25 protein-coding genes and 1 pseudogene are annotated in these 21,967 nt (G+C 72.4%); 14 read left to right on the forward strand and 12 right to left on the reverse strand.

Annotated features, from left to right (window positions below; genetic code table 11):
• The coding region (locus EYA84_RS32400; protein ID WP_161594926.1) for a hypothetical protein at window positions 1–501 on the forward strand (501 nt) is incomplete at its 5' end.
• 10 nt (window positions 502–511) lie between these two features.
• Window positions 512–1,468 (forward strand): prephenate dehydratase, encoded by a 957-nt coding sequence (gene pheA, locus EYA84_RS07870; protein WP_131052385.1) that lies wholly within the window; start codon window positions 512–514, stop codon window positions 1,466–1,468.
• Window positions 1,469–1,478: 10 nt separating this feature from the next.
• Here pheA and EYA84_RS07875 read toward each other — a convergent pair whose 3' ends face one another.
• From EYA84_RS07875 to EYA84_RS07885, 3 genes are all read right to left on the reverse strand, one after another.
• The gene (locus tag EYA84_RS07875) at window positions 1,479–2,195 is read right to left on the reverse strand and encodes an AIM24 family protein (RefSeq protein ID WP_131052364.1); all 717 of its coding nucleotides are present in this window, start codon (window positions 2,193–2,195) and stop codon (window positions 1,479–1,481) included.
• A 66-nt stretch (window positions 2,196–2,261) separates the two neighbouring features.
• Window positions 2,262–2,600 (reverse strand): metallopeptidase family protein, encoded by a 339-nt coding sequence (locus EYA84_RS07880; RefSeq protein WP_131052386.1) that lies wholly within the window; start codon window positions 2,598–2,600, stop codon window positions 2,262–2,264.
• A gap of 107 nt (window positions 2,601–2,707) precedes the next feature.
• Complete coding sequence (locus tag EYA84_RS07885; protein WP_131052365.1) at window positions 2,708–3,139, reverse strand: OsmC family protein; 432 nt, start codon at window positions 3,137–3,139, stop codon at window positions 2,708–2,710.
• Window positions 3,140–3,298: 159 nt separating this feature from the next.
• Between EYA84_RS07885 and EYA84_RS07890 the strand changes: the two genes are divergently transcribed.
• The 3 genes from EYA84_RS07890 to EYA84_RS07900 all read left to right on the forward strand — a co-directional run bounded on the left by EYA84_RS07890 (window position 3,299) and on the right by EYA84_RS07900 (window position 5,960).
• A complete protein-coding gene (locus EYA84_RS07890) occupies window positions 3,299–4,048 on the forward strand; it encodes a hypothetical protein (RefSeq protein ID WP_131052366.1) in 750 nt (249 codons plus the stop codon).
• A 278-nt stretch (window positions 4,049–4,326) separates the two neighbouring features.
• Window positions 4,327–5,148: an HAD hydrolase family protein gene (locus tag EYA84_RS07895; protein WP_131052367.1), complete on the forward strand. Its 822-nt coding sequence runs from the start codon at window positions 4,327–4,329 to the stop codon at window positions 5,146–5,148.
• The gene (locus EYA84_RS07900; protein WP_131052368.1) at window positions 5,148–5,960 is read left to right on the forward strand and encodes an HAD family hydrolase; all 813 of its coding nucleotides are present in this window, start codon (window positions 5,148–5,150) and stop codon (window positions 5,958–5,960) included. The genes EYA84_RS07895 and EYA84_RS07900 overlap by 1 nt, the downstream gene beginning before the upstream one ends.
• 50 nt (window positions 5,961–6,010) lie before the next feature.
• Here the strand turns inward: EYA84_RS07900 and EYA84_RS07905 are convergent, their stop codons facing one another.
• Window positions 6,011–6,622, reverse strand: coding sequence for a bacterial proteasome activator family protein (locus EYA84_RS07905; protein WP_131052369.1), 612 nt, complete (start codon window positions 6,620–6,622; stop codon window positions 6,011–6,013).
• A gap of 138 nt (window positions 6,623–6,760) precedes the next feature.
• On the opposite strand from EYA84_RS07905, the gene EYA84_RS07910 reads away from it, so the two are divergent.
• Both EYA84_RS07910 and EYA84_RS07915 read left to right on the forward strand, forming a co-directional pair.
• A complete protein-coding gene (locus EYA84_RS07910; protein WP_131052370.1) occupies window positions 6,761–7,558 on the forward strand; it encodes a S9 family peptidase in 798 nt (265 codons plus the stop codon).
• 79 nt (window positions 7,559–7,637) lie between these two features.
• Window positions 7,638–8,843 carry an ABC transporter substrate-binding protein gene (locus EYA84_RS07915; RefSeq protein WP_131052371.1) on the forward strand — a complete coding sequence of 402 codons (1,206 nt, stop codon included), beginning with the start codon at window positions 7,638–7,640 and terminating at the stop codon, window positions 8,841–8,843.
• A gap of 54 nt (window positions 8,844–8,897) precedes the next feature.
• Here EYA84_RS07915 and ddaH read toward each other — a convergent pair whose 3' ends face one another.
• Entirely contained in the window at window positions 8,898–9,731 is an 834-nt protein-coding gene (ddaH, locus tag EYA84_RS07920) for a dimethylargininase (RefSeq protein ID WP_343232761.1), read from the reverse strand.
• A gap of 59 nt (window positions 9,732–9,790) precedes the next feature.
• On the opposite strand from ddaH, the gene EYA84_RS07925 reads away from it, so the two are divergent.
• Window positions 9,791–10,249, forward strand: coding sequence for an Lrp/AsnC family transcriptional regulator (locus EYA84_RS07925; RefSeq protein WP_131052372.1), 459 nt, complete (start codon window positions 9,791–9,793; stop codon window positions 10,247–10,249).
• Between the two features lie 193 nt (window positions 10,250–10,442).
• Entirely contained in the window at window positions 10,443–12,380 is a 1,938-nt protein-coding gene (locus EYA84_RS07930) for a beta-propeller domain-containing protein (RefSeq protein WP_131052373.1), read from the forward strand.
• A gap of 89 nt (window positions 12,381–12,469) precedes the next feature.
• On the opposite strand, the gene EYA84_RS07935 is transcribed toward EYA84_RS07930, so the two are convergent.
• The 3 genes from EYA84_RS07935 to EYA84_RS07945 all read right to left on the reverse strand — a co-directional run bounded on the left by EYA84_RS07935 (window position 12,470) and on the right by EYA84_RS07945 (window position 14,479).
• The gene (locus EYA84_RS07935; RefSeq protein WP_131052374.1) at window positions 12,470–13,552 is read right to left on the reverse strand and encodes a hypothetical protein; all 1,083 of its coding nucleotides are present in this window, start codon (window positions 13,550–13,552) and stop codon (window positions 12,470–12,472) included.
• Between the two features lie 88 nt (window positions 13,553–13,640).
• Window positions 13,641–13,898 carry a DUF6457 domain-containing protein gene (locus tag EYA84_RS07940; protein ID WP_131052375.1) on the reverse strand — a complete coding sequence of 86 codons (258 nt, stop codon included), beginning with the start codon at window positions 13,896–13,898 and terminating at the stop codon, window positions 13,641–13,643.
• Window positions 13,895–14,479 carry a molybdenum cofactor guanylyltransferase gene (locus tag EYA84_RS07945; RefSeq protein ID WP_131052376.1) on the reverse strand — a complete coding sequence of 195 codons (585 nt, stop codon included), beginning with the start codon at window positions 14,477–14,479 and terminating at the stop codon, window positions 13,895–13,897. Before EYA84_RS07945 ends, EYA84_RS07940 begins: the two co-directional genes overlap by 4 nt.
• Before the next feature lie 146 nt (window positions 14,480–14,625).
• Between EYA84_RS07945 and fdhD the strand changes: the two genes are divergently transcribed.
• Entirely contained in the window at window positions 14,626–15,480 is an 855-nt protein-coding gene (gene fdhD, locus EYA84_RS07950; protein ID WP_131052377.1) for a formate dehydrogenase accessory sulfurtransferase FdhD, read from the forward strand.
• 7 nt (window positions 15,481–15,487) lie between these two features.
• Here fdhD and EYA84_RS07955 read toward each other — a convergent pair whose 3' ends face one another.
• The 4 genes from EYA84_RS07955 to EYA84_RS07970 are packed head-to-tail and all read right to left on the reverse strand — an operon-like array spanning window position 15,488 to window position 19,189.
• Window positions 15,488–16,198, reverse strand: coding sequence for a GAP family protein (locus EYA84_RS07955; protein WP_131052378.1), 711 nt, complete (start codon window positions 16,196–16,198; stop codon window positions 15,488–15,490).
• Between the two features lie 22 nt (window positions 16,199–16,220).
• On the reverse strand, window positions 16,221–17,537 hold the full coding sequence (locus EYA84_RS07960; RefSeq protein WP_131052379.1) for an MFS transporter: 1,317 nt from the start codon (window positions 17,535–17,537) through the stop codon (window positions 16,221–16,223).
• Window positions 17,534–18,109: a helix-turn-helix domain-containing protein gene (locus EYA84_RS07965; RefSeq protein ID WP_131052380.1), complete on the reverse strand. Its 576-nt coding sequence runs from the start codon at window positions 18,107–18,109 to the stop codon at window positions 17,534–17,536. The genes EYA84_RS07960 and EYA84_RS07965 overlap by 4 nt, the downstream gene beginning before the upstream one ends.
• Window positions 18,110–18,157: 48 nt before the next feature.
• Window positions 18,158–19,189, reverse strand: coding sequence for a DUF4192 domain-containing protein (locus EYA84_RS07970; protein WP_131052381.1), 1,032 nt, complete (start codon window positions 19,187–19,189; stop codon window positions 18,158–18,160).
• A 206-nt stretch (window positions 19,190–19,395) separates the two neighbouring features.
• Between EYA84_RS07970 and EYA84_RS07975 the strand changes: the two genes are divergently transcribed.
• The 4 genes and pseudogenes from EYA84_RS07975 to EYA84_RS07990 form a co-directional block, all read left to right on the forward strand.
• A complete protein-coding gene (locus tag EYA84_RS07975; protein WP_131052382.1) occupies window positions 19,396–20,310 on the forward strand; it encodes a fructosamine kinase family protein in 915 nt (304 codons plus the stop codon).
• On the forward strand, window positions 20,307–21,320 hold the full coding sequence (gene moaA / locus EYA84_RS07980) for a GTP 3',8-cyclase MoaA (RefSeq protein WP_131052383.1): 1,014 nt from the start codon (window positions 20,307–20,309) through the stop codon (window positions 21,318–21,320). Before EYA84_RS07975 ends, moaA begins: the two co-directional genes overlap by 4 nt.
• Window positions 21,317–21,571: a MoaD/ThiS family protein gene (locus EYA84_RS07985; RefSeq protein WP_236145647.1), complete on the forward strand. Its 255-nt coding sequence runs from the start codon at window positions 21,317–21,319 to the stop codon at window positions 21,569–21,571. Before moaA ends, EYA84_RS07985 begins: the two co-directional genes overlap by 4 nt.
• Before the next feature lie 15 nt (window positions 21,572–21,586).
• Window positions 21,587–21,967: pseudogene (locus tag EYA84_RS07990) on the forward strand (metallophosphoesterase); the annotation flags it as partial.

Raw genomic sequence — 21,967 nt, forward strand, 5'->3', positions numbered from 1 at the left:
ACGGCCGCCGCGACCGGGTCGGCCACCCCGACACCGCCGCCCTTCGGCGAGCCGCCCGGCACCGTTCCGACCGGCATGCCCACCGACGCCGGTCTGGTCGCGGTCGCCTGCCCCGGCCAGCCGTCCCGGCAACGGATCCTCGACCTCGTCCGGGGTCGCGACGGGCTGCTCCCCCGCACCGCGCGGGTGCAGGTCACCAGCGGGCCGCGCTGCGCCGCCGGATGGCACTTCACCGGCATCGACGTGACCGGGTACGAGCCGCTCCAGGTGGTCACCCGCGACCAGGCCGGCACCCTGCGGCTGGTCACCGCCGGCACCGATGTCTGCTCGGTCGAGGTACGCGTGGCCGCACCCGTCGGGATCAGGACGCTGGCCTGCGGCGACGAGGGATCCGTGCCGGTGCCGGTGCCACCCGTGCCCTCCCCGCCACCGGCACCCGCACCGACGCCGTCCGGGCAGTCACCGACGCCATCGGCGTCCACACCCTCGGCGGGTGCGTAGGCTGTTCGCCATGCCGGGAACGCCACCGACCCGTTTCGTTTACCTCGGGCCCGAGGGCACCTTCGCCGAACAGGCGTTGCGTACGGTGCCCGCCGCCGAGCGGGGCAGCCGCACGCCGGCCCGCAGCGTCGGCGAGGCCCTGGAGGCGGTACGCGTCGGAGAGGCCGACGCCGCGCTGGTGCCGTTGGAGAACTCGATCGGCGGCGCGGTCGGGGTCACGCTCGACGAACTGGCCGAGGGCGAACCTCTGGTGATCACCCGCGAGGTGATCCTGCCGGTGCAGTTCGTGCTCGGAGCGCGGACGGGCACTCTGCTGCCGACCATCCGCAGTGTCGCCGCCCACCCGCAGGCGTCCACCCAGTGCCGGGGTTGGCTGCGGGCCCACCTGCCCGACGCGGTCGTGGTCGACGTCCTCTCCAACGGCGCCGCGGCGGCCGGTGCCGCCACCGGTGAGTACGACGCGGCGATCTGCGCACCCATCGGCGCGGCCCGGCACCGGCTCGCCGTGCTGGCCGACAAGATCGCCGACCATCCGGACGCGGTCACCCGGTTCGCGCTGCTGTCCCGCCCCGGCCCGCCTCCGCCGCCCACCGGCGACGACGTGACCTCGCTGGCGGTCTACATCGCCCACGACCGGGTGGGCGCGCTGTTGTCCGTGCTGATGGAACTCGCCGTACGCGGGGCGAACCTGACCCGGATCGAGTCCCGTCCGACCGGTGAGGCGCTGGGCCGGTACGTCTTCTTCCTCGACTGCACCGGCCACGTCGCCGACAACCGGCTCGGTGAGGCCCTCCAGGGGCTGCGACGGATCTGCGCCGACGTCCGCTTCCTCGGTTCGTACCCCCGGCACCGGTGGGACGGCACGGCCGGCGACCGGCCGGTGCCGGCCCCGGCCGGTCTCTCCGACGCCGACTACACCGACGCCGCAGCCTGGCTCGCCCGGATCCGGGCGGGCGAGCTGGGCTGAGCGGCCAGGCTCAGCGGAACAGGCCGCCGAGCACCCCGCCCTGCTCCTGCTGGCCGCTGCCCATCACCGGCGGCTCCTCCGAGGGCTGGACGACGACGAAGCCCCGCCCGGCGAAGCTCATCGTGTACGCCTCACCGGTGGTCCGCCCCAGCAGCGTGCCGAGCCCGAGCTGATCGGCCCGGTGGTAGCCCGTCTGCAGGCCCGCCGACCAGCAGACGGCGGCCTGCGGGTCCACGTAGGTGGGGGCGTCGACGCTGAGCACGACCGGGGTGCCCCGGGTGGTCACCGCGATCCGGCCCTGACCGGAGAAGACGCAGTTGAACAGGCCGGTCGAGGCCATGCCCGCGCCGCCGACCATCTTGATGTCGTAGCTCAGCGTCGAATCGAAGGCCAGCACGCTGGACCCGTTGATGGAGAGGGCGTCCCCCGGCTCCAGGTCGATGACGTGCACGTCCTTGGCGAAGTCGGCGAGGAAGACGTCGCCCTGACCGGTCAGCTTCATCAGCGGCACACCCTCGCCGGTGAGCTTCTGCTTGATGAAGTTGCCGAGCCCGCCGGAGCCGAGCGCCTGGAACTGCACCTGCCCCTGGTACGCGACCATCGAGCCGACGCGGGCCATCGCCTCGCCGTTCAGCTCGATCTTCAACATCTTGGCGTTCTGCAGCCGCATACCGGGCTGCGCGGACTCCTTCTCCAGGTTCGCCGCTGAGAACAGCTCGCTACGCATGGGTTCCCTCCCGTACTCGCCGTGTCTGGCCAGACGGTAGGGCAGCGCCGCAAGAGGGCCGGGCGGTCAGCCCCAGCCGAGTTCGTGCAGTCGCGCGTCGTCGATGCCGAAGTGGTGGGCGATCTCGTGCACCACGGTCACCGCGACCTCGTCGATGACGTCGTCGTCGGTGTCGCAGATCCGCAGGATCGGGTTGCGGTAGATCAGGATGCGGTCCGGCAGGACTCCGGCGTAGTCCCAGCCCCGGTCGGTCAACGCGTGTCCCTCGTAGAGGCCGAGCAGGTCCTCGCCCGGGGGCGGGTCGTCCTCGACCAGGATCACCACGTTGCTCATCAGCGCCAGCAGTTCCTCCGGAACCTCGTCCAGCGCCTCCCCCACCAACTCCTCGAACCGCTCGCGCTCCATCTCGACCGCCACACCCTCATTGTTCCTCACCCGACGCGCGATCTCGCGCCTCCGAGGCCCACGGACGGTCTGCGGGGTGCCGGAGGCGCGAGATCAGCGCAGGGCGGTCAGGAGGCGAGGCGGGCGGTGAGGGTGATCTCCGCACCGGGCGACAGCAGGCGCGAGATCGGGCAGTTCTGCTTCGCGGCCTCGGCCAGCTTCGCGAACTGCGCCTCGTCGATGCCGGGGACCTCACCGACGGTGTCCAGCTCGATGCGGGTCACCGTCATTCCGGCGTCGGTTTTGTCCAGGTGCACCTTGGCGGTGGTCTCCACCGACGTGGCGGTGGTCCCGGCGTCGGCGAGCGCCTTGGAGAAGGCCATCGAGAAGCAGCCGGCGTGCGCGGCGCCGATCAACTCCTCGGGGTTGGTGCCCTCTCCCTCCTCGAAACGGGACTTGAAGGAGTAGTTCCCCTGCATCCCTCCCTTGCCGGTACTGATCGTGCCGGAGCCCTCGGGAAGGTTGCCCTGCCAGCGTGCGGAAGCGGTACGGATAGGCATGCACCTGACGCTAGTCCACCGGACGCCGGCAGGCGACCGACCAGCGGGGCTCACTGCGGGGAACCGCACGTCACCGGCCTGCTGTGGAATGATTCACGCCGACCCACCGTCCTGGTCAGCGCCGCACCCGGCGTCCAGGCTCCGACGAGAGGGCGAACGATGACCAACGACCTCCCCATCCCCCGGCAGGACGAACGCGCCGACGGTGCCAGCGTCCTCGAATGGGGTGCGGCGGACGAGTCGACGGGCGGGAGTCGCCTCCGGCGGGCCGTCTCCGGCCTCGGCCGGGACCACCGGGTGCCCCTGCTGCTGGCCGGGCTGGGCGCGGCCGCCGCCGTCGCCTCGCTGCTCGGCGAGTGGGTGACGATGACCATCCCCACCGGCCCGGATCCCACCGGTCCGCTGGAGGTGACCAACGGGGTCGCCGAGATCGGCGGGTTGGGCACCGGCTACCTGACCGGTCTCCTGGGGCTCGGGTGCACGGTGGCGCTCGCGCTGCGGGGCACCAGGGCCGCACAGGTCAACGCCCGGGTGGCCGGTCTGGCGCTCGCCGCCGGCATGATCGCGCTGCTCGCGGCGACCACGTCGTCGCTCGGCGACGCGGCCCGCCGGGGGCTGATGTTCTACTCCGGCGAGGAGACCTTCCGGACCGAGCACGGACGTGGCCTGTTCATGGCCTTCGCGGCCGTGCTGCTGTTCGCCGCCGCACTCGTCCGGATCGCGCCCGCCGGGGCCGAGGTGACGCCGAGCGGGGCACCGGCCGACCCGGACGACGCAGCCACCGATCCGACGGCACGGCGGCGCTCCCGACGGCGGGCCGCCCAGGAGGACCCGGACGAGGGGCGCCCGCCGGCCGACATCACCGTCTCCCCGACGGTCCCGTTCGCCCGCGAGTCCCCGCCCGACTGAGGTGTAAGGAAGGGCCCCTTCCTAACGCCTGGTGTATATAAAGGGTCCCCTCCTTACATCTCAGCGCCGACAAGAGCGCCGACCGGAGTGGCGACCAGAGTGGCGGCGGTCCTGCCCGAAACGTCACCTCGCGGCAGCCGTCCGTTGGTATCCGATTCGCCGGGAAGCCGTGGTTGCGACCTGTTTACCGAGGTACGGTTGCTGCCCGCCGTCACGCCGGGTCGCCTACCCGGCGACCAGTACGGCTGGCCGCGACGGCGGCGGGCGAAGGAGGAACCATGACCCGCCCGGGCCTGCCCAAGCTGATCGCCACCGACCTGGACGGGACTCTCGTCCGCAGCGACGACACCGTCTCGGCGTACACCCATGAGGTTCTCGACCGGGTGCGTGCCGCCGGCATCCCCGTGGTCGGCGCCACCGGTCGCGGACCCCGGCTGACCGAGCTGACCCGAAACGACATCCGTGCCGCCGACTTCCTGGTGCTGGCCGGCGGCGGCCGGGTGGTGGACCAGAGCGACCCGGCCGGGCCGGTGGTGCTCTGTGACGAGCGCCTCGCAAGCGACGTGCTGGCCGGTCTGCTGGCCGATCTGGAGGTCGCGGTCGGCCCGCTGACGGTGATGGTCGAGGCCTCCGACGAGCACGAGGCGCCGCTCTGGGGCGACTACCACCCGGACTGGCCCTACCCGGACCGGTTCGAGGTCCGCACCCGGGACGAGTGCCTCGCCGGTGACGTGATCAAGGCGTTCGTGCGGACCGCCGACCACCATGTCGACGAGTTGCTGGCGGTCGCCCGGGAGATCGTGCCGCCGCACCTGGCCACGCTCACCCAGGCCGGGCTCGGTTTCATCGAGATCTGCCCGCCCGGGGTGGACAAGGCCTCCGGCCTGACCGTGGTCGCGCAGTCCCTCGGCGTGGACCCGGCCGAGGTGCTGGTCTTCGGCGACATGCCGAACGACCTGCCGATGTTCGAGTGGGCCGGCTGGGCGCGGGTGGCCGTCGCCAACGCGCACCCGAGCGTACGCGCCGCCGCCGACGACATCACTCTGCGTAACGACGACGACGGGGTCGCGGTCTACCTCGACCGGCTACTGTCCAGGTGATGGACGCGACGCCCGGCCTGATCGCCACCGACATCGACGGCACGCTGCTCCGCGACGACCGCACGCTGAGTGCCCACACCGCTGCGGTGCTGGCCCGGATCTCCGCCCGGGGCACGCCGGTCGTGCTGGTCACCGGCCGTCCGATCCGTTGGCTCCGACTCGTGTACGAGCAGCTCGCCGAGCCGGTGCCGGCGGTCTGCGCCAACGGCGCGGTGGTCTACGACCCCGTCGACGACCAGGTGCTGCGGGCCGATCCCCTGGCGCCGGAGTTGCTCGCCGAGGTGGCGGAGCGCCTGCGGGCGGAGGTGCCGGGCGTGAGCCTCGCGGTGGAGATCGTCGACAGCCGGGAGATGCGGCACGAGGCGCACTATCCGGTGCGCTGGGAGGCCGGTGACGCGGCGATCAGGGTTGTGGACAAGCCGGAGGAGCTGCTGTCGGCGCCGGCGGTGAAGCTGCTGGTCCGGGCCGGTGACCAGGATCCGGACCGGTTCACCGAGATGATCTCGACCGCGTTGGCGGGGCTGGCGGAGGCCACCCACTCGTCGAACTCCGGACTGGTGGAGATCTCGGCGGCCGGGGTGACGAAGGCGGCCGGGCTGGCCTGGTACTGCCACCGGATCGGCGTCGACCCGGCCGACGTGCTGGCCTTCGGCGACATGCCGAACGACGTACCGATGCTGACCTGGGCCGGCCGGGCGGTGGCGGTGGCCAACGCGCACCCCACCGTGCTGGCGGTCGCCGACGACGTCACCTCGACGAACTCCACCGACGGCGTGGCCGCGTACCTGGAGAAGGTCTTCGGGGTCGACTGACGGCGCGGCGCGTCGTGCGACCTGCCGAGGTCGCACGACGCGCGCGGTGGTCAGAGGTACTGACCGGTGCTGTGTCCTTCGCCACCGGCACCACCCGGCTGGCCCATGCCGGGCATCCCCGGCAGCACCGCCCCGGCGGGGCCGCTGGGCAGCGCCTGCCGGCCGGAACGCATCTGTTCGAGCTGTACCCGGGCGGCCATCTGCTGCGCCACCAGGGCGGCCTGGATGCCGTGGAACAGGCCCTCCAGCCAACCGACGAGCTGGGCGTGGGCGATCCGCAGCTCGCCCTCGCTTGGCGCCTGGTCCTCGGCGAACGGCAGCGAGAGCCGTTCGAGTTCCTCGCGCAGCTCGGGGGCGAGGCCCTCCTTGAGCTCGACGATCGAGCGTTCGTGGATCTCCCGCATCCGGTGTCGGCTGGCGTCGTCGAGTGGGGCCGCCTTGACCTCCTCCAGGAGCTGCTTGATCATGCTGCCGATCCGCATCACCTTGGCCGGCTGCTCGACCAGGCGCGTCGGGTCCTCGCCGGGGCCCTCGTCGGTCTGTACGGTGCCGACCGGGCGGCCGTCCGGCCCGACCACCACCACCGTGCCGGAGTGCCCGGCATCGTCCTGGCCAGGCTCGTCGTTCTGTCCAGCTGAGTGTGCTTCGGTCATGGCACCCATCTTTACCCAGTCCCCGCCGTTCCCGCCCGGCGGCCCGGTGCACGGACTCCTCGCCCGTTCTCTCCGCCCTGCGATGCACCGGTCACCGCGCGTTCCACCCGGCACCGGGCCCGGCGCGTTGCGCGCTACGGTCGGCCGATGACCTCCGACCCGCGGGCCGTGCTGACCCGTCCCGCTGCCGCCCCGGACGTCACCGTCGCCTACGGCGAGCACCCCGACCAGGTCGCCGACCTGCGCCGGCCGTCCGGCACCGGGTCCTCCCGACGGCTGGTGGTCGTGGTACACGGGGGCTTCTGGCGCCACGAGTACGACCGGCGGCACACCGACTCGATGGCCGCCGCGCTCGCCGCGCTCGGTCATCCGGTGGCACAGGTGGAGTACCGGCGGACCGGGCAACCCGGCGGCGGCTGGCCCGGCACGACGGACGACGTCCTGGCCGCGGTGACCGCACTTCCCCGGCTGGCGGCCGAGGTGCTGCCCGGTCTGGTGACACCGACACCAGCGGTCCTGGTCGGTCATTCCGCCGGTGGCCACCTCGCCCTGCACGCGGCGCGACACGTGCCGGAGGCGGTGGCGGGAGTGCTCGCTCTCGCGCCGGTCGCCGACCTCGCCGAGGGGTACCGGCTGGACCTGGACGGGGGTGCGGTGGCGGCCCTGCTGGGTGGTGGTCCGGCCGACGTACCCGACCGGTACGCGGCTGTCGACCCGCGATCCGTGGTACCGCTCCCGACACGCACCGTAGTGATGCACGGCACGCTCGACGAACAGGTTCCGGTCGCCATGAGCAGGGCGTACGTGGCCGCAAACCAGGCAGCCGGGGCCGATATGCGCCTTGTAGAGCTTTCCGGATGCGAGCATTTCGGGCTCATCGACCCCGAGGCGCCGGCCTGGCCCAAGGTAACCAGCGTGTTGCGGTCTCTTGGCGAAGATCATTAATCATTGACGCAGCGTCGCGAAGCAGGTAGAACGCCGATGGGGCGTACCCGCCCAGGCAACGCGTGTTGAAGGGAACCCGGTGTCGCAGATGAACCGCAGGCGAGCACTACAGTTGCTGGCCGCGCTCGGAACAGGGAGCCTCGTCGCCGCGTGTGGCACGGACGGCGACGAGGGGACCACCACCGTCACAGGCGGCAGTCCGATCAAAATCGGTCTGATCGCGCCGCAGGCCGGCCCGGACAAAGCCATCGGCGACGAACTCACCAACGGCTTCCAGCTCTACCTCGACCTGAACGACCGGAGTCTCGGCGGCCACCCCGTCGACCTGGTCGTCGCCGACGAGGGAGACACCGTGAAGTCCGGCCAGGCCGCCGTGAGCAGCCTGCTCGAACAGAACGTGCTCGCGATGACCGGCGTCGCCAGCTCCGCCGTCATGTTCGGCATCCGGGACGCGGTCGAGCAGGCCCGGGTACCGCTGATCGGCTCCAACGCCTCACCACCGAGCCTGCAGAGCGTCGTCTACATCTGGCGGACGTCGTACGTGCTCGACGAGGCGGGCCGGGCGCTCGGCCGCTACCTCAAGGACGAGCTGGGTACGGCCGACCGGGTCGCCATCATCCTGCCCGAGGGCGGTGGCGGCGGCGAGGACGTGCTGCGCGGCTTCCGCCAGGAGTTCGGTGAGTCCGACCCGAGGATCTCCGACCCGGTGATCTGGACCACCGGCAGCCCGAGCCCCAGCAAGGCGGCGTACGCCACCGACATCAGCCAGGCGCTGAGCCGCAGTCCGTCGACGGTCTTCTGCTTCTACTCCGGTGCGGCGGCGGTCGAGTTCGTCATGCAGCTGCGGGACGCCGGATTCCGGGGCCGGATCTACGCGCCCGGGTTCCTGACCGAGGGCACGGTGCTGGAGAGCATCCGCCCGGCCAACGACGCGCTCGGCATCCGGACCGCCCTGAACTACTCCGCCGACCTGAACAATGCCGCGAACCGCCGTTTCGCGTCGGCGTACCGCAAGAAGCACAACGCCTCGCCCACCACGTACGCGATGGCCTCCTACGACGCGGCCAAGGTGCTCGACCAGGCGATCCGCCTCGCCGGTGCGACCCCGACGGCGCAGGAGGTGAATCTGGCGCTGGGTCGGATCGGGCAGATCGACAGCCCGCGCGGCGCCTGGCAGTTCAACCAGCCGCGTACCCCGCAGCAGAAGTGGTATCTGCGCGAGGTGCAGCGCGACGGCCAACTGCTGTCCAACGTGCTGGTCAGCGAGCTGGCCACGCTCGGCTGAGTCGACGCAGGGTCCAGGGCCGGCCCGGTGCGACGGCCGGCCCCGGGCGTCGGATCAGGGCCGCAGCTCGGCGACGCAGCACTTCACGCTGCCGCCGCCCTTCTTGAGTTCGGCCAGCTCCACCGGCACCGGCGTGTACCCGGCCGCCTTGAGCCGACCGGCCAGCCGGTTCGCCTCGCTGTTCAGCACCACGTTGGCGCCGTCGCTGACCAGGTTCAGGCCGAACGACAGCGCATCGTCGTCGTCGGCCACCACCGCGTCGGGGAAGAGTTGGGCGAGCACCCGCTGGCTGGCGGCGGAGAACGCACCCGGGTAGTAGACGACGTTGCCGTCGTCGATCGAGGCGAGCGCCACGTCCAGGTGATAGAAGCGCGGGTCGATCAGGTGCAACGACACCACCGGACGGCCGAGCGCCTCCTGTGCCTCGGCGTGCGCGGGCAGTTCGGTGCGGAAGCCGTACCCGGCCAGGACCAGCCCGCCGTGCGCCTCCGGCAGGTACGCGAAGTCACCCTCGCCCTCGTTGGTCTCGTTCGGCGCGATGAACCGCCAGCCCTGGGACTCGTAGAACGCCCGGTGCCCGGCGGCCTCGGCGGCCCGCTGCGGGTGCTTGAACCGCGCCCCGTAGGCCGTGCCGTCCACCGTGAACGCGCCGTTGGCGGCGTAGACCATGTCGGGCAGGCCGGGTTCGGGAACCAGCAGGTGCACGTCGTGGCCGAGGCCCACCAGGGTCTCCCGTAGGCGGGCCCACTGCTTGACCGCCAGTTCCGGGTCGACCGAGGCGGTCACGTCCATCCACGGGTTGATCGCGTACTCGACCGTGAAATGCTCGGGCGAGCACATGAGATATGTCCGCTTTCGCGGTACTCGCTGCTGGTTCACGGTCACCAAGGGTAGGTAGGGTGCCACTTTAGTAACAGCCGCAAACATTGCTTCTCAGGAGCAGAACATTGCAGATCGACGCCGTCGACCAACGAATCATTGCGCTGCTCGTCGCGGATGCTCGCGCCTCGTACGCGGACATCGGCACCCGAGTGTCACTCTCCGCTCCGGCGGTCAAGCGACGGGTCGACCGACTGCGGGCGGCCGGGGTGATCCGGGGATTCACCGCCATCGTCGACCCGGCCGCCGTCGGGTGGACCACCGAGGCGTTCGTCGAGCTGTTCTGCGCCGGCCGCACCACTCCGGCCCAGCTCGGTGCGGCGGTACGCCGGCACCCCGAGGTGGTCGGGGCGTACACCGTCTCCGGTGAGGCGGACGCGCTCATCCACCTGCGGGCCGCCGACATCGCCCACCTAGAAGAAGCGTTGGAGCGACTGCGGGCCGAATCGTTCGTCACCTCCAGCCGCAGCACCATCGTGCTCTCCCGACTGGTGGAGTCCCCGGGCGTCGGACCCTCCACGAACTGAACCAGACGGCAGATCCGCAGACGTCCGACCCGGCCACCGGGGCGGGCCCGGCTCCCCGCATCGTCGCAGCCGCCCCAGGCACGGTCGCGTCTGGCCTGGCTGCCGTCCACATAGCTCTCCGGTCCACCTCCGGTTCCCCGGCCGATGCCACCCGTCGGGGAACCGGAGCGCGGAACGCCGCGTCGAACCGCGCATGACCCGGGGAATCAAGGCCACCGCCGCCGGCGGCACACTGGTCGCGCTGACGCTGCTGGCCGGCAGCATGTCGGCGGCACCGGCCCCGGCGCCACCCGTCGGGACGGACGGGCGGATGGTGCCGGTCGGTCTGGTCTCCTTCGACTCCTGCGCGGACGCCCTCACCGAGCTGCGCGCGGCGGCCGCCGCCTCGGTCGGCCCGTACGGCTTCGGTGGGGGCTGGCGCACGTTCAGCGACCGGGCCGCCCTCGGGGCCGGCGACGTGGCGAAGGGCGCCGAAGGCCGGGCCGCGCCGACCGGAGCCGGTGCCGCACCGACGGGAGCCGCGCCGGAACACTCCACGACCAACAACCACGAAGCCGGCGTCGACGAACCCGACCTGGTCAAGACCGACGGTCGGCGGATCGTCACGACCACCGGCGGCGTGCTGCGGGTGGTCGACCCGGCCAGCCGACGGATCACCGGTGAACTCGACCTCACCGACGGCGTCGAGCGCCTGCACTGGACGGATCAGCGGTTGCTGCTGCTCGGTGACCGGGCGCTGGTCCTCACCGAAGCCGCCGGTGAGACGACCACCGGCGTCGCGAGCCGCATCCGGGGCCCGATCGGTGACGCCCGACTGGTCCTGGTCGACCTCTCCGGCGCACCACGGGTGCTGGCGACGTACCGCATCCAGGGCCGCACCGTGGACGCGCGGCTGACCGGCACGACCGCCCGGGTGGTGGTGAACTCGGCGCCCCGGCTGGAGTTCCCGTTCGACAGGGACGGCAGCGACCGGGAGCGGACCGCGCGCAACCGTGCCGTCATCGCGCGTGCGGGCATCGGGGCGTGGCTGCCCGAGTACGAGTGGACGGCAGGCACCGAGCGGCGCACCGGACGGATCGGCTGCGACCGGTTGAGCCGCCCGGCACGGATGACCGGCACGTCGACGCTGACCGTGCTCAGCTTCGACCTGGCCACCGACCGCCTCGGCGACGGCGACCCGGTCGGCGTGGTCGCCGACGCGAGCACCGTCTACGGCACGGCGACCAGTCTCTTCCTCGCCGGTCGTCGTCCGGTGGCCGACACGGCCCGCTTGCGGCCGTCGACGGCCGACGAGGTCACCGAGATCCACCAGTTCGACACCGCAGCGCCGGGGCGTCCCCGCTTCGTCGCCTCGGGCACCGTCCCCGGCTGGCTGATCAACCAGTACGCGCTGTCGGAGTGGGACGGGCACCTACGGGTGGCCACCACCACCGGCGACGTCTGGGGCGGCAGGCAGCAGGGCCGGACGTCCGAATCCGCGGTACGCGTGCTGCGTCGCGAGGGCGGGTCACTCGTCTCCGCCGGGATGGTCGGCGGGCTCGGCCGGGGCGAACGGATCTATGCGGTGCGCTATCTCGGGCCGGTGGCGTACGTGGTGACCTTCCGGCAGACCGACCCGCTCTACTCACTCGACCTGACCGACCCCGGCGCGCCCCGGGTCACCGGCGAACTGAAGATCACCGGGTACTCGGGCTACCTGCACCCGCTGCCCGAGGGCCGGCTGCTCGGGGTGGGTCAGGAGGCTGACGCGCGGGGGCGGACCCAGGGCGTACAGGTCTCCCTCTTCGACGTTCGCGAGCCCGGCCGCCCGCACCGGCTGGACCAGTGGCATCTGCCCCGAGGGTGGTCCGGTGCCGAGCACGACCCGCATGCCTTCCTGTACCGGCCGGACAGCGACCTGGTGGCCCTGCCGGTGGGCGGCGGCATCCGGCTGCTGCGCGTCGGCAGCGACACCGTCCGCGAGATCGGCGAGGTGACCCACCCGTCCACGGACCGCGAGAACCGGCGGACGTGGTCCCCGGTACGCCGGTCGCTGGTGGTCGGTGACGTGCTCTGGACCGTCTCCGCCAGCGGCCTGCGTGCCACCGACCCGACCACCGCACGCAGCGTCGGCTGGATCGCGACGACCTGAACCTTCCTCCCACGCGGGTGGGGCCCGGTTTCTCGGGGTTTCCGGGTCCCACCCGCCTCCACCGCACAGCGGCGCGAGGCGGTCGACGGTCAGAGGTACATGCCGGTGCGGTGCTCACCCCGTCCCGGCTTGTCCCCCTCGCCGAAGAAGCGCTTGCCGCCGAACTCGCCGTGCAGACGGTCGTCCAACTCGTCCGCGAGGCCGGTCATCACCTGCACGGCGAGCATCAGATGAGTGGGTTGGAAGTTCCGGCCGAAGACCGGGATCGAGGCCCACACGGTGTCGTCGGCACAGTAGAGCCGACCGATCGGCATTCGGTTGGTCAGCTCGGAGAGCTTGACGTACAGCCGCTCGGTGGGCTCGACCTCGGTGAGGACCGGGGAGAAGACGTCGACCAGCGGCGGGTTGTCCCGGACCCGGACGAAGACCATCGCCGAGCCCGCACGGATGTTGATGTCGCCGTCGGAGTCGACCTGGACCCGGTCCGAGTCCGACTTGAGCATGGTGGAGACGACCGTGCGTACCCGCTCGGCCAGATCCAGCACCTCGGTCTCCGCGCCGTCCCCACCGGCGGCGGCCAGCGCCTCCTCCAGCTCGGTGCCGATCTCCCGCACCAGGCCGAACTCGCTGCGCGCCGTGCCCAGCGGCGGACCCGCAAGGGGCTCACCCTCGGCGTCCTCGATCTGATAGACCAGGAACGCGGGATGCGGGGCACCGTAGATGTCCCGCAGCGTGCGGGAGAGGACCGCCGCCAGCCGGGTCGCCTCGTCGACCCCGCAGTGCAGACCGAACTGGTCACCGGAGCCTTCCACCACACCCGGCGGCGACCAGCCCAGCGCGACCATGTCGGCGACGGCCGCACGATCCAGCCGGTAGCCCTGCGGCAGGGTGGCGTTGCCGACCGCGCGCGCGTTGAGCCGGCCGTCCGCGCCCACGTCGGCTCCGACGGAGTAGACCGCGTCGTCCGTACCCGAGGCGGTCGGGTCGAGCGTCAGTTCCACGCGCGCTCCCGCCGGCAGGTCGACCAGCCGGTCGGCCAGCGCCCTCGCGAACTCCCGCCACGCCTGGGTCACCTTCGCCCGCAGGTCGGCCGTGGTCGGCTCGTCGAGCAGGATCGACTCGTGGTGATGCGCCGGCGTGCCGGGCGGCGCCGAGGGGTGGTCTGCCGTCATGATCGCCTCCGTCCGTTCCGGTCACCCTACCCAGCCGCCGTGTCGGTCGGCGCGGCCCGGACCGTGATCGGACAACCCTCGGTCGTGGTCAGTCGGCCGGCCGGTCGCCGCCCAACTCCACCGGCCAGGTGCCGACCAGGTCGGCGAGCCGGGCCGCCGCCGCGACGGGGTCGGCGCCGCGTCCCACGGCCAGGCCGAGCAGGTACGCGGTGACCGGGGCACCCGGACGCACCACCTGGTGGGCGACGTCGCGGGCCAGGTCGAGCACGGTCGGCACCGGCACCTGAGCCGGTTCCAGTCCCAGTTCCGCGCAGGCCGCCGTGACCCAGTCGTCCAGCACCGTCATCGCGCCCACTCCTCCGCCCGGCGTACGTCACCGTCAGTGTCGCAGTCGAACCACGGCGGTGGGCCGCCACCTGACCAGCTCACCTCGCGCACGGTGAGCCCGGCGAGCAGATCCCGCAGCGGCGCTCCGGCGTGCCGTCCGGCGAGCCGGTCCAGCGCCGCGCGCAGGGCAGCGGTACGCCACACGCCGCACAACGTCTGTCGCCGTCCCGAGGCGTCCACGAAACACACCCCGTCCACCGGCGGTGTGTCCAGCTGACGCAGCAGGTCACCGACGGCAGGTCGGGTCAGCAACGGCAGGTCGGCGGCGAGCAGCGCGACGACCGGTACACCCGGTTCGAGCAGGGCCATCCCGGCTGCGGTGGCGGCGACCGGACCACCACCGGGCGGTGACTCCCGGGTCGGGAGCACCCCCGCCGGGGCCGGCCCCGGACCGACCAGGATGCGGGGCGTCGCGTCGGCGACAGCAGCGAGCACGCGTTCGCGCATCGGTACGCCGCCGACGGGCAGCGCCGGCTTGTCCCGCCCACCCATCCGGCGCGCGGACCCACCCGCGAGCACGATCGCCGCGTACACCGTCACCGGATCACGGTAACCCGCAGGGGATCGGCCGTTTCCGACCCTGCTACCGGCCCGAGGCGGCTCTCGGCCGGGCGGTCCAGCCGGACAGGGTGGCCGGGGTGAGCGGTCGGATGCGGTGGGGTGAGCGGGCGGGGCAGGATGGCGGGATGGGACGGGCCAGTGAGCGACGCGGGGTGCTCCGCATCGACCTCGACGCGACGGACGCCGGACGGATCCGGGTCCGCCGGCCGGACACGCTCGCCGCCGAGGAGCCGCTGGAGATCCGGGTCGGGCCGGCCGGGCCGGACCGACGTCGTCCCCTCTCGGTGACCATGCGGACTCCCGGCGCCGACCTGGATCTGGCGCTCGGCTTCCTGTTCACCGAGGGGCTGATCGGCTCGGCGGACGACGTGTCCACCGCGCAGCTCTGCGCCGGCACCGAGACGCCGAACACCTACAACGTGGTCGACGTGACGCTGGCTCCGGGCGTACCGTCGCCCGGCACCGACACGACCCGGCACTTCCACACCACCAGCGCCTGCGGGGTCTGCGGCAAGGCGAGCATCGACGCGGTCCGTACCCGGTCCCGGTTCGACGTGGCCGCCGACCCACTCGCCGTCCCCGCCGAGGTGCTGGCCGAGCTTCCCGAGCGGCTGCGGGCCGGACAGCGGGGCTTCGACCGCACCGGCGGGTCGCACGCGGCGGGACTGTTCTCCGCCGACGGCGAGTTGCTGGTGCTGCGCGAGGACGTCGGCCGGCACAACGCGGTGGACAAGGTGATCGGCTGGGCGGTCCGCGAACGGCGGTTGCCGCTGGCCGGGCACCTGTTGCTGGTCTCCGGCCGGGCCAGTTTCGAGCTGACCCAGAAGGCGTGGATGGCCGGGCTGCCGCTGCTCGCAGCGGTGTCGGCGCCGAGCACGCTCGCGGTCGACCTGGCTGCCGAGGCCGGGCTCACCCTGGTCGGCTTCCTGCGCGGCCGGACGATGAACATCTACACCGGCGCCCAGCGGGTGACCGGCTGACCGTCGCTCAGCGGTTGGCCAGCAGTTCGAACAGCTCCAACCGGACGGCGGCGTCCCGGGCGATGAGGAAACCCGCGATGCCCAGGACCCAACCCAGCATGCTGCCCGACGACCGGACGATCCACGCGTTGAGGCGGGCGAGCAGCGGCTCGATCCGCCTCGGCCAGGCCACCCGTGCGCCCAGCAGCACCACCGCCGGCAGGATCATGACCAGGCAGTATCCCGCCAGCAACGCGATCACCTGCGGCACGCCCAGGCCCGAGGTGGTGAGCAGACCCAGGGCACCGAGGTACGGCAGCATGGTCGCCACCTCGGCCAACGCGGCGAACACCGCCAACCCGACCAGCCAACGCGCCGACGCGTCACCGGACGTCGCCCGGTCGCGCCAGCGCAGCACCCGACCGCCACCGCCCCCGCGCTTGCCGTCGTACCGAAAGCTCAACACGAACAACCCGACACCGAGCGCGAGTTGCCCCCACAGCACCGGTCGGTTGTCCAGCGCACCGCCCCACATCTCGGCCAACCCGCTGCCGCCGAAGTAGAGCAGCAGCCCGACCACGAAATAGAAGCCGGCGATGGTGCCCAGATAGGTCGACACCCGTCCGAGGCGAACCGGACCCGGGGCGAGCAGTAGCCAGACCGGGATGAACAGGGTGCCGATGCTGGTGCTGTCGACGAGTGCCAGTCCCACGAGGGACAGCAGCAGCGCGACGCTCATACCGGACCACCCGGGCACTCGCTCATCCGGTGATTATCCGTGTCTCCCGGTCCGACTGCGGCGCTGGTGCCGTGGCCTGTCGAGCCCCCGGGGCGGTCTTCCGAGTCGGGGTCGGTAGACGACCCATGGTCCGCCACGGGCCACCGAGGAGTGGGGTGAGGACCACCAGGAGGTAGCCGGCGCCGACCGCGACGAGAGTGGTCGTGGTGCCGAGGTGTTCGCTGGCGAAGCCCGCGCCGAGTGCGCCGAGCGGGATGGCGGCCCAGGCTCCTGCGCCGATCACGCCGTACACCCGGGCACGCATCCGGACCGGTACGCGTTCGAGCTTGATCGCGCCGATCATGGGGTTGATCGCCCCGGCGGCGAAGCCGGCGGTCACGAACACGGCGAGCAGACCGGGCAACGGCAGCCCGGCGGCCATCGCCAGGAACGGCGGCGGACCGGCCACCGCGAAGGCCACCACGAAGGTGACCCGGCGGGGTAGCCGGTGACCGACGGCGCTGAACACCAACGAGCCGCCCAGCGCCCCGCCGCCCATGGCGCCGACGAGCAGCCCGAGGGCCGCCGCTCCGCCGAGATCCCGATGGGCGACCACGGGCAGCAGCACGTTGGTCTTGGTCGCGTCGAAGAAGTTGGTCACCAGCACCAACAGGACCAGCACCCGCAACAGGGGCTCGGTGAGCAGGAACCGGACGCCGGCGGCGAACTGGCGCCAGTAACCGGTGGCGTCGCCGGTCGCGGGCTCGTCGGCGCCGGGCTGGAGGTTCGCCGGCACCAGTACGGCGACGACAACGGCGGACAGCACGAACGTGGCCGCGTCGAGCACCAGCACGGGCAACGCCCCCAGGGTGGCGACCAGCAGACCGGCCACCGGCGCACCGAGCAGCCGGGCACCGCGCTCGGTCGCCTCGAACCAGCCGATCGCCCGTTCGGTGGGCAGGCCGGCGGCGGTGGCCGCCTCGGGCAGCAGGGCGACCCGGGCCGTCTGGCCCGGCGTGTCGAGCAGACCGCTGAGGAAGACCAGCGCGAGCAGCGCCCAGAACGGGAGTCCGACCGTGGCGTACAGGAGGGGGATCGCGGCGACCGTCAGGCAGGAGACCAGATCGGCGAGCACGCTCGCGCGGCGGTAGCCGATCCGGTCGACCAGGACTCCGCCCAGTGCGCCACCGAGCACGATCGGCGCGGTCGCGACGGCACCGGTGACGCCGGTGGCGACCGGCGAACCGGTCTCGGCGAGTACGTAGAAGGGCAGCGCGATGATCGTGAGCATGTTGCCGGTCAGCGAGACCGTGTGTCCGACCAGCAGACCGACCAACGGCACACGGGTCGGGCGACTCATTCCGGCCGCCGGAAAGCGTGATAGATCATCGTGACCCGGCGGGCGTCGGCGCGATCCGGGTCGCTGCGCTTCTGCCAGCGCACGGCCAGCGCCTCCAGGTCGGTCCGCAGTTCCCGTAGTTCCGCAGCAGTCAGGTGGTAGGCGTTGTCGCTGCTGGCGGTGCCGCGTACCCATTCGGGCTCGAAGGTCGCCTCGGCGGCGAGGTAGCTGTTCAGGGCCTCCTGGTACCGCTCCAGCACGGCGCGTCGCAGCAGGTCCGAGGCGACCTTCCGCTCCGGGTCGTCGAGTGTCTCCAACGGTTCCCACGAGGTGGTGGCGTGCGCGGCGCGCCACCACCGCTCCCGACGGTTGCGCGCACACTCCGGAGCCTCCCGCACGAAGCCGTGCTCGGCGAGCTTGCTCAGGTGATAGCTGACCGAGCCGACCGCCTCGTCGACGACGTCGCTGAGCATCCCGACGCTCTGCGGCCCCCGCAGCCGCAGTTCGCCGAGGAGTCGGAGCCGGGTGGGATGGGCGAGCGCCCGCATGGCACGGGGGTCGGTCAGGTGCAGCACGTTCTCGTCGTTCGGCATGTCGCCACCCTAGACATACAAGAAGTGACGTACAAGACTTCTTGTTAATCATCGCGGGCGACGGCCGGGCCGACGCCCGCCCCGCCGCAGCGCCTTCGGCGACTTCGGCCAGCCGTCCAGGCGTGACGGCGGCACTCCCCGGCGGAGCAGGTCGTCCACGATCAGGGCGAGCGAGTAGTCCGGATGCTCGGCCAACACCCGCTCCAACGCCACCGCCGCCAGTGCGCCCTGCCCCGCCCGCCAGGCGGCGAACGCCAACAGGGCTCCGGGCGCGGCGGACAGGTCCGGCTCGGCCCGGCGCACCATCTCGGTCCAGAACGCCACGTCCTCGTCCCGGCCGTCGGTGCGTTCCCAGGCGTGGTCCCGCACCGGCAGGTGGGTCAGCAGCAGGCAGAGCCACGCCACCTCGTCGTCGGCCAATGGCGTCCCGTCGCGGTGACGGCGTCGGGTGGCCCGCAGCACCGACACCCCGGCCGTCCGCAGCGCCCGACCGCCGAGGAGGTCGGCCGGGGGCGCCTCCGCCAGCAGGTCGGCGAGTCGCCGATCGGCCCGCTCGGCGGCGCGCCGCATCTCCGACCCGCCGACCGGGGCCACCGCAGCGGCGAGAGCGGCCCGGTCAGGCAACGCGACCTGGCCGGCGAAGACCGCCGCCGCCGGCACCGCGCTGGCCCTCGGGTCGTACGGAGTGCCCTCGGGCGGGCAGCATTCCGGCTCCTGACAGACGTACGACCACCACCGGTCACCGGTCACCCGTAACGCGTCCACCACGGTGAGCCCGGCGTCGGCAAGCGCCACCCGGACCGCGTCCACGGCCGGAGTGACCCGCTCGGGCGGGCCGTACCCAATCGCCGTGGCCGAGTCGGCGCCCTGCCGCCCGGTCACCGCGGCGATGTGCTCCGCCGACTCCCGAGGATCACCCTCGCCGGGCAGGTCCGCCCGGGCGGCGAAGACGATCCGGGAGCCCGCCAATGCCACCACCACGACGCTGTCCGTGGGGTGGAAGCCGAGCAGGTACGGCACGGCCGCGATGAGGTCGGCGGGGGATCTGACGGTGAGGCGGGGCAGGTCCGTGGAGTTCATGAGGCCAGCCTGCGAGCGGCCCCCTTCCCGCCGCCGCCCCTGTGGACGACACGCGGGTTATCCACAGTCACCCTAGGTATTCACCCAGTTCAGCGCGGTTCACCCGACCTCGGCGCCCGGCGTACGGATGTAAGGAGGGGACCCTTCCTATACACGAGGCGTTAGTAGGGGGCCCTTCCTTGCATCCGAAGGGATACCTTGCGGGGATGGATCTGGCGTACCTGCGGGCGCATCCGGAGCAGTTGCCGACCTTCCTGACCCATCAGCGGATCCGGGAGACGCCGGTGGGTGGCGGCGACATCTGTGCCGCCAGCCGGTTGACCCTGGACGACGGGCACTCGGTGTTCGCCAAGACCTGGCCGGAGCACGCCGACCGAGAGGTGCCGGAGGGCTTCTTCGCCACCGAGGCGGCCGGGCTGCGCTGGTTGCGGGAGGCCGGTGCGGTCGGCGTACCGGAGGTGCTGGTGGCGCTGCCCGACCTGCTCGCGCTGGAATGGGTGCAGCCGGGCGAGCCTCGACGGACGGCGGCCGACCGTTTCGGCCGTGAGCTGGCCGAGTTGCACCGGGCCGGGGCACCCGCCTTCGGGGCACCCTGGCCGGGCTTCATCGGCGCGCTGCCGGCGGACAACACTCCGCACGCCGGTCCCTGGCCGGTCTGGTTCGCGCAGTTCCGGATCGTGCCCTACCTGCGTCGCTCGGTCGACGGTGGCGCCTTGGACGCCACCGCCGCCGCGCTCGTCGAGCAGGTCGTGGCCCGCATCGAGGAGTTCGGCGGCGACGAGCCGCCCGCCCGCATCCACGGTGACCTCTGGCCGGGCAACCTGCTCTGGGGCGCCGACGACCGGGTCTGGTTGGTCGACCCGGCCGCGCACGGTGGACACCGGGAGACCGACCTCGCCCAGCTCGCGCTCTTCGGCGGGGCACCCCACGCGGACCGGATCCTGGCCGCGTACGACGAGTCCTGGCCGTTGGCCGACGGATGGCGGGACCGGGTCCCGTTGCACCAGTTGCACCTGCTGTTGGTGCACACCGCCCTGTTCGGCGGCGCGTACCGGGATTCGGTCGTCCACGCCGCCCGGGCCACCCTGAGCGGGGCCGAGCGCGCTACGGTCGACGGGTGAGCGTCGCCCCGCCGACCGCCGGCGCCCTCGTCGACCGGTACGGCCGCGTCGCCCGGGACCTGCGTGTCTCCCTGACCGACAAGTGCAACCTGCGCTGCACCTACTGCATGCCCGCCGAGGGACTGCCCTGGCTGGCCGGGCCGAAGCTGCTCACCGACGACGAGGTGATCCGGCTGATCCGGGTGGCGGTGTGCCGACTCGGCGTGACCGAGGTCCGCTTCACCGGCGGCGAGCCACTGATCCGTCCAGGTCTGGTCGACATCGTCTCGGCCGCCGCCGCACTCGAACCCCGCCCCCGGCTGTCGTTGACCACGAACGGCATCGGACTGCACCGGCTGGCTCCGGCGCTGCGGGCGGCCGGGCTGGACCGGGTGAACGTCTCGCTGGACACCCTGGACCGCGAACGCTTCACCCGGCTCACCCGACGTGACCGGCTGTCGGACGTCCTGGCCGGTCTGGCCGGTGCCGCCGAGGCCGGGTTGGTTCCGGTCAAGGTCAACGCGGTGCTGATGCGGGGCGTCAACGACGACGAGGCACCGGCACTGCTCCGCTTCGCCCTCGACCACGGCTACGAGCTGCGGTTCATCGAGCAGATGCCGCTGGACGCCCAGCACGGTTGGGACCGCGCCGCCATGGTCACCGCCGAGGAGATCCTGACGACGCTGCGTTCGGCGTACGCGCTGAGCCCGGACCCGACCGCGCGCGGCACCGCACCCGCCGAGACCTGGCTGGTCGACGGCGGCCCGGCGCGGGTGGGCGTGATCGGCACGGTGACCCGGCCCTTCTGCGGCGACTGCGACCGGACCCGGCTCACCGCCGACGGCCAGATCCGCAACTGCCTCTTCGCCACCGAGGAGTCGAACCTGCGCGAAGCGATGCGGGCCGGGGCCGACGACGACGAGGTGGCCCGCCGCTGGACGGCGGCGACCTGGGGCAAGCGGGCCGGGCACGGCATCGACGACCCGACCTTCCTGCAACCGACCCGGCCCATGTCGGCCATCGGAGGGTGACCGTGGCGACCGTCACCGTCCGTTACTTCGCCGGGGCCCGCGCTGCCGCCGGTCGCGCCGAGGAGACCACCACCGCCGGGCGATCGCTGGAAGAGGTGCTGGCGGAGCTCTCCGACCGGCACGGCGCGCGACTGGTGCCGGTGCTCAAGGTGGCGAGTTTTCTGGTCGACGGTGTCACCTGTCATGATCGGAAGCAGCCGCTGCCGGCCGGAGCGACGATCGACGTCCTGCCTCCCTTCGCCGGTGGCTGAGGGGGATCCACACACGTGTTCGCGGTACTCGGCTTCGTGGCCACGCTTGCCCTGATCACCGGGCTGATCCACCTCTACCTCTGGAAGCGGCTGGTCAAGGACACCACCACCGCCGGGCGCTGGCGGCGGATCGGCACCGTCAGCGCGGTGGTGCTGGCACTGCTCGTACCGTCGACCATGATCGGCACCCGGTCCGGGATGTACTGGCTCGCCTGGCCGGGATACCTCTGGCTCGCGGTGATGTTCTACCTGCTGGTGATCCTCGTCGTGCTGGAAGTGCCGATGCTGGTGACGCGGCGGGTGCTGCGCCGCCGGGCGGCGACCGCCGCACCGGAGCCGGCGATGGTCGGCAGCGCCACCCCGGCGGATCCGCCGAGCACCGACGACGCCGAGGCG

It is taken from the genome of Verrucosispora sp. SN26_14.1 (genome assembly GCF_004307965.1).
Lineage (GTDB): Bacteria > Actinomycetota > Actinomycetes > Mycobacteriales > Micromonosporaceae > Micromonospora.

What these genes read in the sequence shown, in the direction of transcription:
- pheA (WP_131052385.1), top strand. Translation starts at nt 512, where the DNA reads ATGCCGGGAACGCCACCGACCCGTTTCGTTTACCTCGGGCCCGAGGGC.
- EYA84_RS07875 (WP_131052364.1), bottom strand. Translation starts at nt 2,195, where the DNA reads ATGCGTAGCGAGCTGTTCTCAGCGGCGAACCTGGAGAAGGAGTCCGCG.
- EYA84_RS07880 (WP_131052386.1), bottom strand. Translation starts at nt 2,600, where the DNA reads ATGGAGCGCGAGCGGTTCGAGGAGTTGGTGGGGGAGGCGCTGGACGAG.
- EYA84_RS07885 (WP_131052365.1), bottom strand. Translation starts at nt 3,139, where the DNA reads ATGCCTATCCGTACCGCTTCCGCACGCTGGCAGGGCAACCTTCCCGAG.
- EYA84_RS07890 (WP_131052366.1), top strand. Translation starts at nt 3,299, where the DNA reads ATGACCAACGACCTCCCCATCCCCCGGCAGGACGAACGCGCCGACGGT.
- EYA84_RS07895 (WP_131052367.1), top strand. Translation starts at nt 4,327, where the DNA reads ATGACCCGCCCGGGCCTGCCCAAGCTGATCGCCACCGACCTGGACGGG.
- EYA84_RS07900 (WP_131052368.1), top strand. Translation starts at nt 5,148, where the DNA reads ATGGACGCGACGCCCGGCCTGATCGCCACCGACATCGACGGCACGCTG.
- EYA84_RS07905 (WP_131052369.1), bottom strand. Translation starts at nt 6,622, where the DNA reads ATGGGTGCCATGACCGAAGCACACTCAGCTGGACAGAACGACGAGCCT.
- EYA84_RS07910 (WP_131052370.1), top strand. Translation starts at nt 6,761, where the DNA reads ATGACCTCCGACCCGCGGGCCGTGCTGACCCGTCCCGCTGCCGCCCCG.
- EYA84_RS07930 (WP_131052373.1), top strand. Translation starts at nt 10,443, where the DNA reads ATGACCCGGGGAATCAAGGCCACCGCCGCCGGCGGCACACTGGTCGCG.
- EYA84_RS07935 (WP_131052374.1), bottom strand. Translation starts at nt 13,552, where the DNA reads ATGACGGCAGACCACCCCTCGGCGCCGCCCGGCACGCCGGCGCATCAC.
- EYA84_RS07940 (WP_131052375.1), bottom strand. Translation starts at nt 13,898, where the DNA reads ATGACGGTGCTGGACGACTGGGTCACGGCGGCCTGCGCGGAACTGGGA.
- fdhD (WP_131052377.1), top strand. Translation starts at nt 14,626, where the DNA reads ATGGGACGGGCCAGTGAGCGACGCGGGGTGCTCCGCATCGACCTCGAC.
- EYA84_RS07955 (WP_131052378.1), bottom strand. Translation starts at nt 16,198, where the DNA reads ATGAGCGTCGCGCTGCTGCTGTCCCTCGTGGGACTGGCACTCGTCGAC.
- EYA84_RS07960 (WP_131052379.1), bottom strand. Translation starts at nt 17,537, where the DNA reads ATGAGTCGCCCGACCCGTGTGCCGTTGGTCGGTCTGCTGGTCGGACAC.
- EYA84_RS07965 (WP_131052380.1), bottom strand. Translation starts at nt 18,109, where the DNA reads ATGCCGAACGACGAGAACGTGCTGCACCTGACCGACCCCCGTGCCATG.
- EYA84_RS07970 (WP_131052381.1), bottom strand. Translation starts at nt 19,189, where the DNA reads ATGAACTCCACGGACCTGCCCCGCCTCACCGTCAGATCCCCCGCCGAC.
- EYA84_RS07975 (WP_131052382.1), top strand. Translation starts at nt 19,396, where the DNA reads ATGGATCTGGCGTACCTGCGGGCGCATCCGGAGCAGTTGCCGACCTTC.